The 16,469-nt window shown below is 35.5% G+C and carries 13 protein-coding genes and 1 other RNA gene; 5 read left to right on the top strand and 9 right to left on the bottom strand.

The features are described 5' to 3' along the window. The first annotated feature begins 320 nt into the window (after nucleotides 1-320). Nucleotides 321-715: a transfer-messenger RNA gene (gene ssrA, locus F6U93_RS07290) on the top strand. A 169-nt stretch (nucleotides 716-884) separates the two neighbouring features. On the opposite strand, the gene F6U93_RS07285 is transcribed toward ssrA, so the two are convergent. From F6U93_RS07285 to lipB, 8 genes are all read right to left on the bottom strand, one after another. Further along, complete coding sequence (locus F6U93_RS07285) at nucleotides 885-1,067, bottom strand: hypothetical protein (protein ID WP_150938335.1); 183 nt, start codon at nucleotides 1,065-1,067, stop codon at nucleotides 885-887. 21 nt (nucleotides 1,068-1,088) lie between these two features. Continuing rightward, nucleotides 1,089-1,391: a ribosome hibernation-promoting factor, HPF/YfiA family gene (gene hpf / locus F6U93_RS07280; RefSeq protein ID WP_150938333.1), complete on the bottom strand. Its 303-nt coding sequence runs from the start codon at nucleotides 1,389-1,391 to the stop codon at nucleotides 1,089-1,091. Nucleotides 1,392-1,597: 206 nt separating this feature from the next. Continuing rightward, the gene (locus F6U93_RS07275) at nucleotides 1,598-3,913 is read right to left on the bottom strand and encodes a TonB-dependent receptor family protein (RefSeq protein ID WP_150938331.1); all 2,316 of its coding nucleotides are present in this window, start codon (nucleotides 3,911-3,913) and stop codon (nucleotides 1,598-1,600) included. 51 nt (nucleotides 3,914-3,964) lie between these two features. Next, nucleotides 3,965-4,444 carry a DUF4625 domain-containing protein gene (locus F6U93_RS07270; RefSeq protein ID WP_150938329.1) on the bottom strand — a complete coding sequence of 160 codons (480 nt, stop codon included), beginning with the start codon at nucleotides 4,442-4,444 and terminating at the stop codon, nucleotides 3,965-3,967. Between the two features lie 148 nt (nucleotides 4,445-4,592). After that, entirely contained in the window at nucleotides 4,593-5,051 is a 459-nt protein-coding gene (locus F6U93_RS07265) for a DUF4625 domain-containing protein (RefSeq protein ID WP_150938327.1), read from the bottom strand. Between the two features lie 49 nt (nucleotides 5,052-5,100). Continuing rightward, entirely contained in the window at nucleotides 5,101-7,470 is a 2,370-nt protein-coding gene (locus tag F6U93_RS07260; protein WP_150938325.1) for a TonB-dependent receptor, read from the bottom strand. Between the two features lie 226 nt (nucleotides 7,471-7,696). Then, complete coding sequence (locus F6U93_RS07255) at nucleotides 7,697-8,008, bottom strand: hypothetical protein (protein ID WP_150938323.1); 312 nt, start codon at nucleotides 8,006-8,008, stop codon at nucleotides 7,697-7,699. A 132-nt stretch (nucleotides 8,009-8,140) separates the two neighbouring features. Further along, nucleotides 8,141-8,854, bottom strand: a complete 714-nt coding sequence (gene lipB, locus F6U93_RS07250) for a lipoyl(octanoyl) transferase LipB (RefSeq protein WP_394349746.1) — start codon at nucleotides 8,852-8,854, stop codon at nucleotides 8,141-8,143. A 208-nt stretch (nucleotides 8,855-9,062) separates the two neighbouring features. Between lipB and F6U93_RS07245 the strand changes: the two genes are divergently transcribed. After that, on the top strand, nucleotides 9,063-9,761 hold the full coding sequence (locus F6U93_RS07245; RefSeq protein WP_150938321.1) for a TapB family protein: 699 nt from the start codon (nucleotides 9,063-9,065) through the stop codon (nucleotides 9,759-9,761). Nucleotides 9,762-9,817: 56 nt separating this feature from the next. On the opposite strand, the gene F6U93_RS07240 is transcribed toward F6U93_RS07245, so the two are convergent. Further along, nucleotides 9,818-9,982 (bottom strand): YqaE/Pmp3 family membrane protein, encoded by a 165-nt coding sequence (locus F6U93_RS07240; protein WP_082935990.1) that lies wholly within the window; start codon nucleotides 9,980-9,982, stop codon nucleotides 9,818-9,820. Nucleotides 9,983-10,509: 527 nt separating this feature from the next. Here F6U93_RS07240 and lysS point away from each other — a divergent pair. From lysS to F6U93_RS07225, 3 genes are all read left to right on the top strand, one after another. Further along, entirely contained in the window at nucleotides 10,510-12,204 is a 1,695-nt protein-coding gene (gene lysS, locus F6U93_RS07235; RefSeq protein ID WP_150938319.1) for a lysine--tRNA ligase, read from the top strand. A 395-nt stretch (nucleotides 12,205-12,599) separates the two neighbouring features. Then, complete coding sequence (locus F6U93_RS07230; protein ID WP_150938317.1) at nucleotides 12,600-13,715, top strand: DUF2914 domain-containing protein; 1,116 nt, start codon at nucleotides 12,600-12,602, stop codon at nucleotides 13,713-13,715. Nucleotides 13,716-13,858: 143 nt separating this feature from the next. Beyond that, nucleotides 13,859-16,321 carry a TonB-dependent receptor gene (locus F6U93_RS07225; protein ID WP_150938314.1) on the top strand — a complete coding sequence of 821 codons (2,463 nt, stop codon included), beginning with the start codon at nucleotides 13,859-13,861 and terminating at the stop codon, nucleotides 16,319-16,321. Nucleotides 16,322-16,469: the final 148 nt, after the last annotated feature.

Below are 16,469 nucleotides of genomic sequence, written 5' to 3'. Positions count from 1 at the left end.
ATACTTTAGATCGTATGTTAGACTTCTACTAATTTACTCATTTATATACTGATGTGGTTTACAATGTTAAGCTGGTTTTTTTTATTTATTCAAAGCTAAACATCAACAAGACTCCTCATTTCAACCTGACAACCGCTAATTTGGCATAGCTTTTGAACAATTAGTAATGGTTTTTAATGGCAGTAAGAAGTTTTTTAATAACTTTGCCGCCCGCGTTAAGGATTGCAGCGGCATCCTTTTTCCTCCCAATAGTTGTCGGGAAGGGAAACCTGCCTTTCGGCAGGCAGGCGCCAAAATAAAAATTACTATTTCAATATAATGGGGTCGACTGGTTTTGACAGCGAGATTAATTGAACGGTAAGCACGTCGTGTAATGGCATTGAAACACGTAAAAGGCTAGACCAACTTTTAAACGGCGAGAATAACTACGCTTTAGCTGCATAATTCGAATTATAGTAGAATTAGCCTAGGTACACAAGGTGTACAAGCTTTATGTCTCCGGAAAGCCTTGATTGACGGCGTTCCATTTTGAGGCATCGTAAATGTCAATATAGAAAGTGAAGCGCTTCGATTTGCTTTCGAAACTAAAGAAGATAAGTTATAAATAGGTTGTCTTTAACCAGCTTATAATCGAAAACCCAAGAAAAGAATAAACGTGTAGAAAGCCCTTTGGTTACTTGTTTGGACGAGAGTTCGATTCTCTCCGACTCCACATTAAGCCCTGAAAACAAACGTTTTCAGGGCTTTTATTTTGAATCAAGTACTCCTTCATACTACGCTGGTGTCACCACAACAGTATAAAAAAAGCTTTCTAAAAATGAACACGACATGACTAAGTGTTCGTTTTTAGAAAGCTTCTATATTTTAGATTAGGTACGTTTTTTTTAACCGTATACCTTTGCACTATGGCCTGCAACTTCTCTATCCTGAGAATCTTCGGACTTTTCTTTTTTACTTTGAAAATAATAGTAAGTCAATAGGCCTAATTGAACTGCTGTTAAAAAAATTTTTGTTTTTCTTCCTGAGGTCGCCAACTTGGCGAGTCCTAATACTTTATTTGATTTCATATTGTTTTTGATTTAAGTTTATTAATAGGTTTTCATCTTTTCTTTCCGCTTGCGTAATTGACGCTCTAATTCATTTATAGATTCTGAAACAGCGTTTCTAAAGTCGTCATGACTGGCCTCTGCAAATAAACGTGGACCTGGAAGACTTAATCTAATATTACAGATTTTCCCAATTTCGTCTGAAGTTGTATTTTCAGTTTTAATAAAAACATCGGCACGAATAATCATATCGTATTTCTCGCCTAATTTTTCTAGCTTCTCTTTAGCAAAAGCTTCTAGAGCATTGCTAGTATCTACATCATGATATTCAAATATAATTTGCATAGTATATGTTTTAGTTTAATACTAAACTAAAAGCTTTTAGGAAGAAATAGGTTCCGTAACACACAAAGTGTTAGCTCTATACATATTATAGGGATTCTTGATATTTTTGGGAAAGAGTCAATACTTTTTAGAACACCCAACACAAACCCTATTAAACACCTGAAATCAGCACTCTAAAACTATTTAAAACCTGAATTATACTAGTCTTATAATTCATATCGAATTTTAATCCCACCAAACCAATTACGTGGTGCACCCGGATAATAGTAACGTGGTTCTGAATCACCAAAACCAACGGCGTTTATTAAAATTGAAGCCGCGTAAGTTTCATCAGTGAAATTATTGATACCAGCATTCACCTCAACATTAAAACGCTCTGAGAGTTTGTTTTTATAAGCGAATTTCACATTAAAAACGGTATAAGGATCAGAATACAAAGTGTTTGCATCGTTCATGGGCATATCTCCAACGTATAACATATTGGTATCAAAGCTGACATGATTTAAGCCGAATTGGAGCCCGCCATTGACTTTATGATCAGGCACACCGGTAAGTTCATTACCAGAATAATTTGAGTTACCATCAACAAAATCTATAAATCTGTGATCTGTTATTTCAGCATTCAGATAAGGCTGAAGCATTAAATTGTTATTAAACTCTTGAGTATATGACATGGAAAACTCCACCCCTTTATGTTCTGTTTTTCCAGCGTTTCTTCCGATGTATTGGTCTTCACCTACGCGATTAGCTACTAATAAATTATCAATATCAAGCAGATAGGCTGAAACTTGCATACGTAAACGCTTCTGAAAAATATAAAGTTCACTACCCAGTTCATAATTATAGCCTGTTTCTGGTCCTAAATCAGGATTAATAAGCCCTTCTGGGGTTAAGGTTTCTTCTATTGAAGGAAAATTATAACCACCACTAAAATTCGCATAAACCTCTAAATTTGGTGTAAATTGATATAAAACATTCACATTTGGGGCCAAAATAGGGTCAAAATCGCGATCAGCGGAAGCATTGTCTTCAGCCACATGATAATAATCTAAAAACGAAAAGCTGGTTTTATTCATATTAAGACCCAACTGTACTTTTAGAGCTTCTGTAAGCACTAAAGTTGTTGTAGCAAAAAGATTGAGGCTATGACGTTTTTCTAAATTATCACTTAGTAAATCGCCTTCTACACTACCGTTTCCAGGCTGCAATTCATATAGGTTTTCAAGTGTTTTCCAACGGTACTCATCGGCGTATAATTCGGCACCAAAACTTAAACTTGAGGTGTCATCTAGAAATTCAAAATCCTGAACAAAAAGTGTACGTGCACCATATCCATTGGTATATTCATCTAAAATATTAAATGGTCGCGGTTCATAATGATCGAGATAAGAATAAAACACCGAAGTCGTATTGCTAAAGCGGTTGGTAAATCGATGGGTGTAATTTAAACCTATTAAAATTTGGTCATTGTCTTCATAGCCTTGCGCGGCTTCCCAGGTGTATGCTGCTTGTGAAGGATCTTCTTCAAAATCTGATTGACTTATAGAACTGGCGATTTGTGCAAAATAATTGGTGTAGTTTATAAGTAAGCCCAACTCATTTTTCTCATTAAACTTGTAATTAGTATTTAAAAGCACCGCATTTCTTCGGTAAGCACTGTTGTCACGAAACCCATCAGATTCTAAATGATCATAATTAAGGTGCAAATTGAATTTTTCTTCAGCTGTACCAAAAGTGATTCTATTTTTAAGTAAACCAAAACTTCCCATGGTAAAATTGTTAGAAAAGTGTGTTTCTCCTACGGTGGCTTGTTTGGTATTTAGCATTAAAGTCCCACCCAAATTACTTCCGTAAGGGGTTGCTTTAGGCCCTTTTACCACCTCGATATTGGCAATATCTTCAGGGTCAAAAGCATCGATGGATGTTTCTCCGGCACCATTGGTTATGGGAATACCGTTAAAATATGCTCGAATTTTATTGGTGCCATAAAGGGTTCTAGACCCCACACCCCTGATTACCATTCTATTGGTATTTAAAGCGCCACTTTGTATATAAACACCTGGTATTTCATTAAGCGCAGAAACAAGGTTAACCGGGCTATAGGCTTCGATCTTTTTTGAACTGATTTTGGTGGTAGGAATGATAACCTGACTTTCCTTTTGGAAAATTGAAGAAATTACTACAGTATTAAGTTGCTGTCTATTTTCTAAAGGGAGTAACTGAATTATCGTATGGCGTGTACTTAAACGAACGGTCTTCGTTTCGTAGTTTGGGTGTTTCAGAACAAGCTGTATTGGAGCTATTAAACTATCAGGAAGCCTAAATACTCCTAATATATCCGTTTTTGCGATTAGCGTTGAATCTAGCAGCAAACTAACCTCAGCAACACCAAGACCTTGTTGATTTTCAACATAGCCTCTAACGGTTTGTGCTGATAAGGTATAACAACAGGTTACCAGCCAAAATAACAAGGTTGCTTTTAGAAGAAGTAAATTTATATTTAAAGTCGGTCTTAAAACCATAGTTCAAAACTAGCTTTAAATATAAAAATGACACTCCTTATTCTTCAATTTCTAATCAACAATCTTTATATCAACAGAAGTTCTAGATTGCCAACCGGTTTCATCGGTTACCGAATAGGCACAGTGGTAATCACCTGTATCAACATCATTTGGAATAGTAATGGCGATATTTATTTCATAAGAATCTGGTGCACCATCAATGGCATAATTATCTACAACTAACAAAGGATTAACAGGTTCTTTAACGGGCTCTAAACTACAATCTCCCTCTTGGTCATCATGAGTATGGTGATCAAAATTGTTATGAATATTCAAACTGTAGGACGCTAAGGCTTGATTATCGGTAACCAAAGCTCTAAAGTTATAAGTCTCTCCTCTTTTAAGTGCTTCGCAGGCCTGCGGAAAACCATCGTCATAATTTATGGTAATTGTTGGTTTTTCTTCATCTTTATCTGCGCCATCGTCACTAGAACATGAGGCTAAAAAGAGTAATAATATTAGGGCGGCACTAAATTTTGAGAGCTGTTTCATTTTATAAAGATATAAAAAGGCTGTCTGAGAAGCAATCAAATTCGTCTTTGAGAACTCATTATGATAATCTAAATCAAGTTGACAGTGAGTTTAACTGTTCTGACAGCCCGTATTTATTTTTTTGGTAGAAAATTAATTCCTAATATGCTTAAATAATTGGATCTAAAATCTCCAAATGCCCTTCAGCAACAGTTGTATTCCCAAGTTCATCAGTTACGATAAGTTCTACATGGTATTCTCCGGATGGAACATTAGAAGGAATATCAATATGCTCATGAAATTCAGCGTTGATCACTTGGTATTTTGAACCATCATAAACTTGTTCAAAATCCCAATCAACTTCATCATCAGCTGGAACTAAATCATGCGAATGAATTTCAAGGGTAATGCTACTAATTACACCTTCAGCATAGATTTCAGCTTCTATATGTAAATCTGATCCTTTGTAAGCTACTGGTTCGGTAGAGTGCGCATCGCCTTCACCGTATTCAAAATCGGTAATGACAGGCGCATCAATGGTTCCACCACCATCATCATCACTACTACAAGATTGAAAAAAGATCCCTAAAGAAAGGAACAGTGCTAAAAGTTTAATGTTTGTTTTCATAATTTTTGTTTTGATAAATTATTAATTAATTGCTTGTTTGATTTAAAATTTAAAAGGGTAATGTTATTGATAATGATAGGTTTCTACCGGCTTCGGGTACGTCTATCAAACGATAGAAACTAGTATGATCAAAATATTTGGTATTGAATACATTGTTGAGTTTAATACGTAATTCTACAGGCAAATCGTTATTGAAAAGGTCTATCTCTGACAAATACGATAGGTTAAATACCTGGTAACCATCAGTCACTTCTTCTGGCGGAACAATTTCATCTTGGGCAGCGGCTATTTTATATTCAGCGATAAACTGTGGCTTGTCAAAAAACAACAGATTTTTAAACTGATATCTTGCAGAAACCAACCCAACTAAAGGCGGTGAAAACGGAATGGTAAAACCTTCTTTGGGGCCACTTGTTTGTCTAGAATACACGTATTCCGCGGAAGCGTCTAAATGTAAATTATTGAAAAGCGTTGTACTTGCTCGCACTTCTCCACCTACCCGAAACACTTGACTTTGCGTGTACTCATAAATCTGCAAGGTTTCGTAGTAATTTGAAGTTGGATTTAAGTAAATAAAGTTTTCAAAATAGTTTACAAACGGACTCACACCTACACTAAAAGCTTCTGTAGTATGGTCGATATCTATATCTAATTGGTATGACGACTCTGGATCTAAATCTAAATTCCCCTTTTCATAACGGTACATGTGATAGTTTACGCCATCTGATGCCAATTCATTAGCCAATGGCATTCTAAAACTCTTACCCACGTTCAGCTTATAAGTGGTGTGGTTATGAATATAACTCAACCCTGCGGAGGCACTAAAACTTCCAAAATCTAAGGTTTTGTTTTCCGCTCGCTGCATGTATATGTATGAAGTCGTACCATCTGGGTTATTTCTTGGTGTTTGAAACCAGTCATAGTAGGCCTTAGTTTCTGTAACACCGTAATCGTAACGCAATCCAGCCAGTATATGAAAATCTGGATTAACCTGGTAGGTATCAAAAGCAAAGCCGCCTACGGTAAACCGATTGTACTCCGGAATTAAAAAGCCCCAACCACCTATATTATTGTCTTGATACTCAAGATTAACACCAAAAACCATATTGTGTTTGTCATTGGGACTAAAAGCATCACGAACATTTAAAGCGTAGGTGTTTTTATTAAAAATACGCTCTTTCGTGCTATCGGGTTTTGGCATGTAACCATGCGGTGTAGGCTCAGAATGTTCTTCTCTTTGGTTATTTTGAAAACCTAAATCGAATAAAAACGTATGCTTCCCACTTTCTATAGAGGTATTGTTGGTGATTTTAAAGTGGTTCACCTTATGAAAAGGTAAATCAATGTCCCGACTTGAACTGTCATAATCTATATCTGAAACAATCACTTCCAAACCATGTGCATTGGCAAAAAAACCGTTTTTAGCATAAACATTACTAAAGGTGGTTTCCGATTGAATATTATCTTTTTCATATCCCAAACTAAAACTCGCATTAGCCTCTTCACCAGCCGTGTTTCTTAAATTATTGTCATGCAAATCAAAAATGTAGTTTTCATAGGTGATTTTATCTGTAGGCACTTTATAATCAGCGTAATCACGATAGGTTAAACGTCCGCGATAATACCAATGATGTTTTCTGGCTTCAATACCTGTTGAAATACCAAATAAATCATTGTTTGACTCCCCTAATAGATTAACCTCTCCTTTAAAAGAGTGTAATTCAGGGGTGTTGTTAGGCTGAATATCAACCACTCCGGCGATGGCATCTGAGCCATAAACTAAAGAAGCTGGTCCTTTAATGATTTGAATGTTTTCAATACCGTATTGGTCAATTTCTAAACCATGGTCACTCCCCCATTGCTGTGCTTCGTGCTTAATACCATTTTGAACTACAGCAACTCGATTAAAACCCAACCCACGAATGACAGGTTTAGATTGCCCCGACCCAATATTTACCGTACTCACACCAGGAATTTTACCTAGGGTTTGCATCAAGCTATTTTCTCTATTGGCTTTTAGAAAAACTTCTGAAACTGCCACAGCCACAATGGGCTTTTCCTTATTTTCTCGTAATTGCGTTTTTCCGCAGATTTCAACTTCTTCGAGATGTGTGGCCGACTCTTTGAGATAGATGGTTAGCTTCTGCATTTCAGGTTTTACCGCTATATTTATTTCTTCGGAAGCATAGCCCATGCTAGAAACCGTTAACGCATAGGTTCCGGGAGTTAAATTTTCTAAAGTAAACGCGCCAGTGCGCGATGAAATAGAAAATATATCCTTTCCATAAATTGTCGCACCTTCTACAGGATGTAAACTACTAGCGTCCAACACAGTCCCTTCAATATTAAAAGACTCTTGTGCAAACGCTATAGTACATAGGCTTAACCAAAGCCACACACTAAGTGTTTTTTTTAACATATTAAAATACTAATGAAAGTTGAAAAATTGTTCTTGGTAATAGAACTTGTGATTTTCCCCTCAATATGAAGCTTAGCTCTTACACGAGAACAGTATTAACATGATTTACAACGCTTAACTAACAAACTAGAACCTTAAAAAGGTAGATTCTTGAAATAATTTTGATAGTTAAAAACGTGTTTCATGGTAACACATTCAAGCAAAGTGCTAAAATAAATAAGGGGAATTATACTAAGAAAGGCGGCGGTCTAGAAACCAGCTCGTCGGTATCGATGGCATTGGAATGCCTATAGTTGTAATACTTTCTTAATTCTTGTTGGTAAACATAGTCCTTGATTTCAAAAGAAAATTCTTGAATATCAGGAGCAAGTGCTGGAGTTAAATTAAAAGCCGTAGCATGGTTACAAACCACACAATGAAGGGCATGATCTTCATCATCAGAATGATGAAAAACCTCATGCAGTCCTACCATTTTCACTGATAGAAAAAGGATAAGAAAAAAATAAGCGATATTATTTTTAATACGACTTGTTCTCATTAATCTGCAAATTTAGAAAATATAAATAGAAGCTTGCTCACTAAAAGTGTTAAGAAAACATTAAAGCCGCTAGATGTTTTCAGGTAAACCAACATGACTCAAACAACCTGAAAACAAGTTTATTAGTGCCGTTTACTTATATTCCGCTTCAAAAAGGGTTTTAAAATGTTTTAGAAGTTTTTCTTTAACTTCAGTTTCGTCAATATGTTTTTTACCAAGTTCAACATTTAAGGAGGTTACTGCTTTACCTCGAATACCACAAGGAATGATATTATCAAAATAACCTAAATCGGCATTCACATTTAAAGCAAAACCATGCATAGTCACCCAACGACTTGCACGTACACCCATCGCACAAATTTTTCGAGCAAAAGGCGTTCCCACGTCTAACCATACACCGGTTTCTCCGGGACTTCGCTCTGATTGGAGTCCGTAATCGGCTAGAGTTAGAATGATCATCTCTTCCAGTAAACGTAAGTATTTATGAATATCGGTAAAGAAATTTTCTAAATCTAAAATAGGATAGCCTACTATTTGTCCAGGACCATGATAAGTGATATCACCACCACGATTTATTTTATAGAAAGTGGCTCCCTTTTCGGTAAGCTGTTCTTTATTTAAGAGTAAGTTAGACAAATCACCACTTTTACCTAAAGTATACACATGCGGATGCTCAACAAATAATAAATAATTAGGTGTAGGCAATTCTACTTCCTCACGCCTATTCTTAATTTTTAGGTCTACAATGTTTTTAAAGATGTCTTCCTGATAATCCCAGGTAGATTTATAATCTTTAATCCCTAATTCTTGAACTTCTACAACTTTATTCACTGGCTTTTTTATCATTGCAAGTCCTCTAATAACTAAGGTGCTTGACATTTTTCATAAAACAACTTGAGACATAAATCTCCTTGTTATTTTTTTTGCAAATATAATTATTAAATACGAATTAAAGACCAGTGACTAAACCGCAGCCTGATTACAAATACCAATATAAAACAAAGAATATCAACACATTATAATTATCTTTATTGTAAACAAACTATTAATTACCATGAAAATTACTTTAAAAACACTTAGTACCTCCCTCTTTTTCTTCGGAGTTTTAATAAACTCCTGGCAAGCAAGCGCTCAAGATTGTAGCGATTATTACACTTTTGATCAAGGGACGACATATGAAATTTCACACTATGACAAGAAAAATAAATTGCAGTCTACTGATAATTATGAGGTTGTTTCTAGCTCAGGAAACAAAGCAACGGTTCATGCCGTAATGAGAGATACTAAAGGTGAGGAAATGCTGAACCTTAAATATGACATGGTTTGTGAAGACGACAAAGTTTCTATTGATTTTAATAAACTCTTGACTGAGAAAATGACATCGGAAATGACTGGAAAAGATATTAGTGTGGATGTCGATGGCACCATGATGGTCATACCTAACAACTTAAAAGTTGGACAATCACTTCCAGACAATCTATTAAACTTAAATCTTTCTAGTGCATCAATGAACATGAGTTTTAAAATAAAAGTTTATAACCGAAAAGTGGTTGGTGAAGAAAAAATAACTGTTCCGGCGGGAACTTTTGATTGTATGGTTATTGAACATGAATCTGAGATCAACATGTTAATTACAAAAAACACCAAATCAAAACAATGGATAGCCAAAGAAGCTGGTATTGTAAAACAAGAAACTTATAGCAAAAATGGTAAGTTGGAGAGCAAACAAGAATTGACTTCTTTCTCGAAATAATCTTTTTCTAAAACCCACAAAAAAAGTCTAAACTAGTTTTTAGTTTTTGAGGGGCTTTAATTGGCGTATTTAGGATTGTTTAGAATCACTAGAGCCGCAATAACGCCAGGTACCCAGCCACAAAGCCACAATAAAAACACGATTAATACCGAGCCACACCCCTTACCGATAACGGCTAATGGCGGACAAATAATAGATAATAAAACTCTCCAGAATGACATTTTTTTGTTTTTAGTTATTGGTTTCTGACTGTTGACTATTGACTGTTGAAAAATTGTTTATTCGTTTATTTGTTGAATCGTGAAATCAGATTCTATAAAAGATTCCTCCTAGCGTCGGAATGACAAACAACTAATTTTGTCATTATGAAGGAGGTACGACTCAAGAATCTCTACTTTATTAATTAGTAGTGTAAACGTGCGCATACTTTTAAAATTTAATATTGTTACAACCTAAATTTTTCACTTTTCACTTTTAATTTTTAATTTTTAATTTTTCACTCCTCTCTCCTACCAACAAAAAGTAAGACGCCAACAAACATAAAATGTTACAAGAGATTTTGCAAATAGTTGTGATTGGCGCGTTAGGGATAGCAATGGAAATCCTTTTTGAGAGGTACGAACAAAAAGATTGCAACGGATAGCCCGACCCTTGGGTAACGCCCTAAAAATTCATAAATCATTAGTTAAAAAAAGGAAATCAATTGATTATCTTTGCGTCTTAAAAATTTTCACACCGTATTTAGACCATGTCACAATTATCTGAACAAGAGCTTGTAAGAAGAGAAAAGCTCACGAAGCTTCGCGAATTAGGGATTAACCCTTATCCTGCTGATTTATACCATGTAAACCACACCTCTAGAGATGTCAAGAATGACTTTGAAGAAGGTAAAAAGGTTATTATTGCTGGGCGATTAATGATGATAAAGGTACAAGGCAAGGCCAGTTTCGCACAGTTACAAGATTCTGAAGGTAAGATTCAAGTCTATTTTAATAGAGATGAAATTTGCCCTGGGGATGACAAAGTGAAATACAATGAGGTTTTTAAGAAACTTCTCGATTTTGGCGATTTTGTTGGTATTGAAGGCGAATTATTTAAAACCAAAGTTGGTGAAAAATCGGTTAGAGTTAAAGACTTCACCCTTTTAAGTAAAGCTTTAAAACCATTGCCATTACCAAAAGAAAAAGATGGTGTGATTTACGATGCGTTTACCGACCCGGAGCACCGTTACAGACAACGTTATGCCGATTTAGTGGTAAATCCACACGTGAAAGACGTTTTTATTAAACGTACCAAATTGTTTAATGCCATGCGTTCGTTTTTTAACAACTCAGGGTATTTTGAAGTTGAAACGCCTGTTTTACAGCCTATTCCTGGTGGTGCTGCGGCACGTCCGTTTATAACACACCACAACAGTTTAGACATTCCGTTATACATGCGAATTGCCAATGAGCTTTATTTAAAAAGACTTATAGTTGGTGGTTTTGATGGGGTTTACGAGTTTTCTAAGAACTTTAGAAATGAAGGTATGGATCGTACCCACAATCCAGAATTTACAGCAATGGAAATTTATGTCGCCTACAAGGATTACAACTGGATGATGGATTTCTGTGAGCGCTTACTAGAATACTGCTCTATGGTTGTAAACGAATCAACCAAAGTAAAATTTGGCGAACATGAAATCGACTTTAAAGCGCCATACGCTAGGGTGACTATGGCCGATTCTATTAAAGAATTTACAGGTTTTGATATTACAGGTAAAACTGAAGATGAAATAAGACAGGCAGCTAAAGACCTTGGGGTTGAAGTTGACGAAACCATGGGGAAAGGGAAACTTATTGATGAGATTTTTGGTGAAAAATGTGAGGGTAATTACATCCAGCCAACATTCATTACCGATTACCCTAAAGAAATGAGCCCACTGTGTAAAGAACACCGTGACAACCCTGAATTAACAGAGCGTTTTGAGCTTATGGTTTGTGGTAAGGAAATAGCCAATGCTTATTCTGAGCTAAACGACCCTATTGACCAACGTGAGCGTTTTGAGCACCAATTAAAACTTGCTGCAAAAGGAGATGATGAAGCTACCGAGTTTATTGACCACGACTTTTTACGTGCTTTAGAATACGGTATGCCTCCTACTTCTGGAATGGGAATTGGCATGGACAGACTGATCATGTTCTTAACTAACAACCAATCAATTCAAGAAGTGTTATTCTTCCCGCAAATGCGCCCAGAGAAAAAAGCGCCTCCTATTAGTGAGGAAGGTAAAGCCGTTTTGGACTTGTTAAAGAAAGCTGAACAATTGACCTTAGCAGACTTAAAAACACAATCTGGCTTATCAAATAAAAAATGGGATAAAACCATTAAAGAATTGACAAAAAACAACTTAGCTAAAGTGGAGAAAACAGACGATGGTTTGTTTGTTGAAATTATCGCTTAACTGGGAAAATAATTCCAATTATAACCTATTAATTGTATTGCATAAAAAAAGCTGGAACCACCCAGCTTTTTTTTGTTAACTAACTAAACATAATAATTTAACCAAAATATTTCAAAATTAAAAAGTCATTTTAGGAGGAACTTTTTAATTATTCTTGTTTCAAATTTATTACACTACAAAGAGAGTGATTTTACATCTTAAAATTGAGTAATTTAGATTTGTTTAACAGGATTAGTAACAAACTTTACAATTTCATTAAGACTACTCATTAAGTTTGTTAATTTTTTTAATATTACTCATAGTTATGATCCTATATTAAAATAATAACAACCGTTTTTAGGGGTTACTTAATAAATTCATTTATTCTGCTATATTTGTTTCAACCAAACTAGAATATGAAACGCCGCTTAGTAAAAATTAGAAATAGTGCTCTGCTTAGGTTTCTTCAAAAACATCAAAAATACGCTCCAATTATATTCTTTATTGGCGGATTTATTTTTGATAGTCTAACCCTAGGGCGCATTGACAGAGTTTATGACATTTCGGTGCTATGCATACACATGTCTACCTTAACGCTAACCCTGTATTTATTCAACTTAGCTGATGACGGCAAATGGAAAAATACTTTTTTAGAACGGCTGGAACCCTACTTTCCTTTAGCTATCCAGTTTTTCTTCGGGGGTTTATCTAGTGCTTATGTGATTTACTTTTCAAGAAGCGTTTCACTCTCTAAAACAACTTCGTTTTTTGTGATTTTAGTGGCTTTATTTTTGGCTAATGAATTGCTTAAAAAGCGTATTTCTAACAAATATTTGCAGTTTAGCATCTACTTTTTTATAAGCTTTACATTTTTTGCTTTTATGATTCCAGTATTTCTAAGAGATATGGGACATCTTATTTTTATCGCTTCCGGACTTATAAGCCTAGGCACCACGCTTGCTTTAATCCGAGTGATATATAAAAAGAGTCCAAGCACAAGAGCCGAATTACATCTAGGAAAATTAATGGCTTTAATTTTCTCCATATACATCACGATTAATGTATTCTATCATTTCAAACTCATTCCTCCGGTGCCTCTAGCCTTGCAAACTGGTATTGTTGCTCATAACATTAAAAAACAAAACAACACCTATAATGTTACCTACGAACAGAAGCCCAAATTAGTTTTCTGGAGAGATTACCGGGCTCAATTTATAAGATCAGCCAACGAACCTGTTTATATTTTCTCTTCAGTTTTTGCACCTACAGCCTTGAAAAAATCCATTATTCATCGATGGAAATGGTTTGATGCCAACAAAGATGAATGGCTAACTTTTGATAATATCAGTTTCAACATTACTGGTGGTAGAAATGAAGGCTATCGCGGTTATACCTTTAAAAAGAATGTAAAACCAGGGTTATGGAGTGTAGAGGTTATCACACAAGAAGAGCTCGTATTAGGCATTATTGATTTTGAAATTATCATGGATCCTTCACAAAAACCAAAACGACTTACCACAAAATCATTCTAAAAACCAAGCACTTAGCTTTTTAAATCAATCAGTCCTAATTATTTTCAGGCATTTTACTGTTAAGATGATTTTTTCTTGTTTTTTTAACATGATTCTTCCATATATTTAGCAAAACCAAACGCCCTCCCAAAAAACCAACTAAGATGATTAAAAAACTAATCGTTGGACTGACTCTTGCCGCCATGTTCTCGTTTGCCTTAGCTAACCACTTCAAGGCGCTCGTTCACACTAAACTCAAAGATTACGCCAAGAACTCTTACCCCGAAAAAATTTATGTTCAAACCGATAAACCCTATTACGCTTTAGGCGATGACATATGGTTCACAGCCTACTTGGTAAATGGGGTCACACATAAAAGGTCTGATAAAAGTGCCGTCATTTACACCGAACTCATAAACGAACAAGACAGTATCGTATCTAGAAGAGAACTGTTTGCCGATCACATGGCTGTTGCTGGAGATTTTAAAATTGAAAAAAACTTTAAACCTGGAAAGTATTTACTCAGAGCCTACACCAACTACATGCGTAATCTGGACGAAAGTTATTTATTCCAAAAAGAAATTGTTATTTGGGACGTGAATACAGACACCGAAGAAACAAACACTCCCAATTCTTCAGCCGTAAAAAAACTAAAACTCGATTCCAAAACTGCAAAAACCTCTGAAATTTCATTCTTTCCAGAAGGTGGAAATTTGGTTAATGGCTTAACATCAAAAATAGCGATTAAAGCTAAAAACAATAAAGTAATAAGCGGCCAGATAAAAGATAACGAAGGCAACTTCATCACACAATTTGAAACAAAACACTTTGGTATTGACCTGATTAACCTAACGCCTGAAGCGAACAAAACCTATTATGCTTCTGTAAACTCTAATGGTAAAGAGGCAAAATTCCCTCTTCCAAAAGCTTTACCTAATGGACATCACCTAAGGCTAGTAAACTTAGGAGATAGAATCATTATTAAAGTGACCGCCAACCATTCTATAGGTTTAAAGCACACCTATTTAGTTGGGCACCAACGAGGCCACCTTATTTATGAGAAATTTGAATCTAACGTCACCGATGAATACACCGTAATTCTTGACACCAAGCAATTGAAGGATGGCGTGGCAAGTTTTACTTTATTCGACAATAATGGCAAACCCGTTTGTGAACGCCTCATTTTTATTGACTCCCCTAATAATAACATTGATGTGCAAGTAACTCTTAGTAACTCAAAGCCTAGACCTAGAGAAAAAATCACCATGCACTTAAATCTAAAAGATGATAATGGTCAACCTTTAGCCGGACAATTATCAATGGCCATCACCGATTTGGATGCTATTGACCAAAAAACAACAAGTGAAAACATAAAAACTTACCTCCTACTTAATTCAGATTTGAGAGGAACGATTGAAAACCCGGGCTATTTCTTCGAAAAACCAAATGACAAAAGACGAAGCGCTGAACTGGATTTAATCATGCTAACCCATGGCTGGAGACGATTTAAATGGACAGATTTACTTTACGGCCCACCGGAAAGAATGAAATTTGAAGCAGAAAAAGGCTTGTATTTTTCGGGTTACACCACTGCTTTAGAAAGCGGTAAAACAAGAAAACCTGCAACGGCTAGATTAACTTTTATGAGCGCTCAGGTGCACCAAGAACAACAAAGCACTGCTACTAACGGCACCTTTAAATTCGGCCCCTATATTTTCAATGACTCCATTCAGGCACTCATAGAAGCACGAACCGACCATTTTAAAAATGAAAAAAGCACAACAAATAGAAACCTTTCTATTTATTTAGATAAGAAATATTACGACCCGCCAAAAATTGTAAAAAAAGAAGTTTTAAAACCTGTTATAAGCGATAAAACAAAAATTACCAAGTTTAAAACACAAGCCAAGGCCATTTCCGAAATCGATTCTATTTATTTAGAATCGGCCACACAACTTGATGAAGTACTAATTACTGCTAAGATGAAATCGGAAGCCGCTAAAGGAACTGAAGAACTCAACGAAAGAACACATTATGGCCATCCTAGCAAACGCTTAGACTTGGCTGATCATGAAAATTTTCGACACCTTCCTGCTATTAATCTAATAGGTCACCTTCCTGGAGTGACAACAATTGGTGACTCCATTTATATTCGTACCAAGCTTGTTACTGAAATTTATGTGGATGACTCCCAAGTAGAGGTTTCAGATATTATACATATGACAGGCCAAGAGATTGACTTTATTGATGTTTTAACCGGAGTTAGCGCTACAACTTATGGTAATTCCGGTTCAGGCGTTATTGTAATTCACACAAGAACTGGAATGTTCATCAGTTCAAACATAGAGCGCAAACCAGGTATCGTTAATTTTACAGCACATGGCTTCTATAGCGCTAGAGAATTTTATTCGCCCGATTATGATGACGAATTCACCATGTCAGGCAAACGTGATTTAAGAACCACCCTGCATTGGGAACCTCTAGTAGAACTTTCAAAAACAGATAAAAACACACATGAGGTATCCTTTTTTACTAGTGATTCTCAAAGTACTTATGGGATAAAAATAGAAGGTATTACAGAAAATGGTAATCCGTTTTGTCATTTATCAACTTTGGAAGTTGAATGATTAAGCAACCTTTTAAAAGCTTGTTTTCAATTAAAAATGAATAGTTAAAAATTAAAAATGGGCAAACTGAACTTCCCTAAATAATGTTGACCGTTTTTAATATTAAGTTTCGTTGTTAAAAATAGTAATTGTTTTTTTAGGAATCATA

Source organism: Pseudotamlana haliotis (genome assembly GCF_008806375.1).
GTDB classification, from domain to species: Bacteria; Bacteroidota; Bacteroidia; order Flavobacteriales; family Flavobacteriaceae; genus Pseudotamlana; species Pseudotamlana haliotis.
This window is presented reverse-complemented; position numbering and strand designations above follow the sequence as displayed.

Excerpts from the sequence above, each read along its gene's own strand:
- F6U93_RS07270 (WP_150938329.1), bottom strand. The coding sequence starts at position 4,444 with ATGAAACAGCTCTCAAAATTTAGTGCCGCCCTAATATTATTACTCTTT.
- lysS (WP_150938319.1), top strand. The coding sequence starts at position 10,510 with ATGTCACAATTATCTGAACAAGAGCTTGTAAGAAGAGAAAAGCTCACG.
- F6U93_RS07260 (WP_150938325.1), bottom strand. The coding sequence starts at position 7,470 with ATGTTAAAAAAAACACTTAGTGTGTGGCTTTGGTTAAGCCTATGTACT.
- F6U93_RS07225 (WP_150938314.1), top strand. The coding sequence starts at position 13,859 with ATGATTAAAAAACTAATCGTTGGACTGACTCTTGCCGCCATGTTCTCG.
- F6U93_RS07240 (WP_082935990.1), bottom strand. The coding sequence starts at position 9,982 with ATGTCATTCTGGAGAGTTTTATTATCTATTATTTGTCCGCCATTAGCC.
- lipB (WP_394349746.1), bottom strand. The coding sequence starts at position 8,854 with ATGATAAAAAAGCCAGTGAATAAAGTTGTAGAAGTTCAAGAATTAGGG.
- hpf (WP_150938333.1), bottom strand. The coding sequence starts at position 1,391 with ATGCAAATTATATTTGAATATCATGATGTAGATACTAGCAATGCTCTA.
- F6U93_RS07245 (WP_150938321.1), top strand. The coding sequence starts at position 9,063 with ATGAAAATTACTTTAAAAACACTTAGTACCTCCCTCTTTTTCTTCGGA.
- F6U93_RS07230 (WP_150938317.1), top strand. The coding sequence starts at position 12,600 with ATGAAACGCCGCTTAGTAAAAATTAGAAATAGTGCTCTGCTTAGGTTT.
- F6U93_RS07255 (WP_150938323.1), bottom strand. The coding sequence starts at position 8,008 with ATGAGAACAAGTCGTATTAAAAATAATATCGCTTATTTTTTTCTTATC.
- F6U93_RS07285 (WP_150938335.1), bottom strand. The coding sequence starts at position 1,067 with ATGAAATCAAATAAAGTATTAGGACTCGCCAAGTTGGCGACCTCAGGA.
- F6U93_RS07275 (WP_150938331.1), bottom strand. The coding sequence starts at position 3,913 with ATGGTTTTAAGACCGACTTTAAATATAAATTTACTTCTTCTAAAAGCA.
- F6U93_RS07265 (WP_150938327.1), bottom strand. The coding sequence starts at position 5,051 with ATGAAAACAAACATTAAACTTTTAGCACTGTTCCTTTCTTTAGGGATC.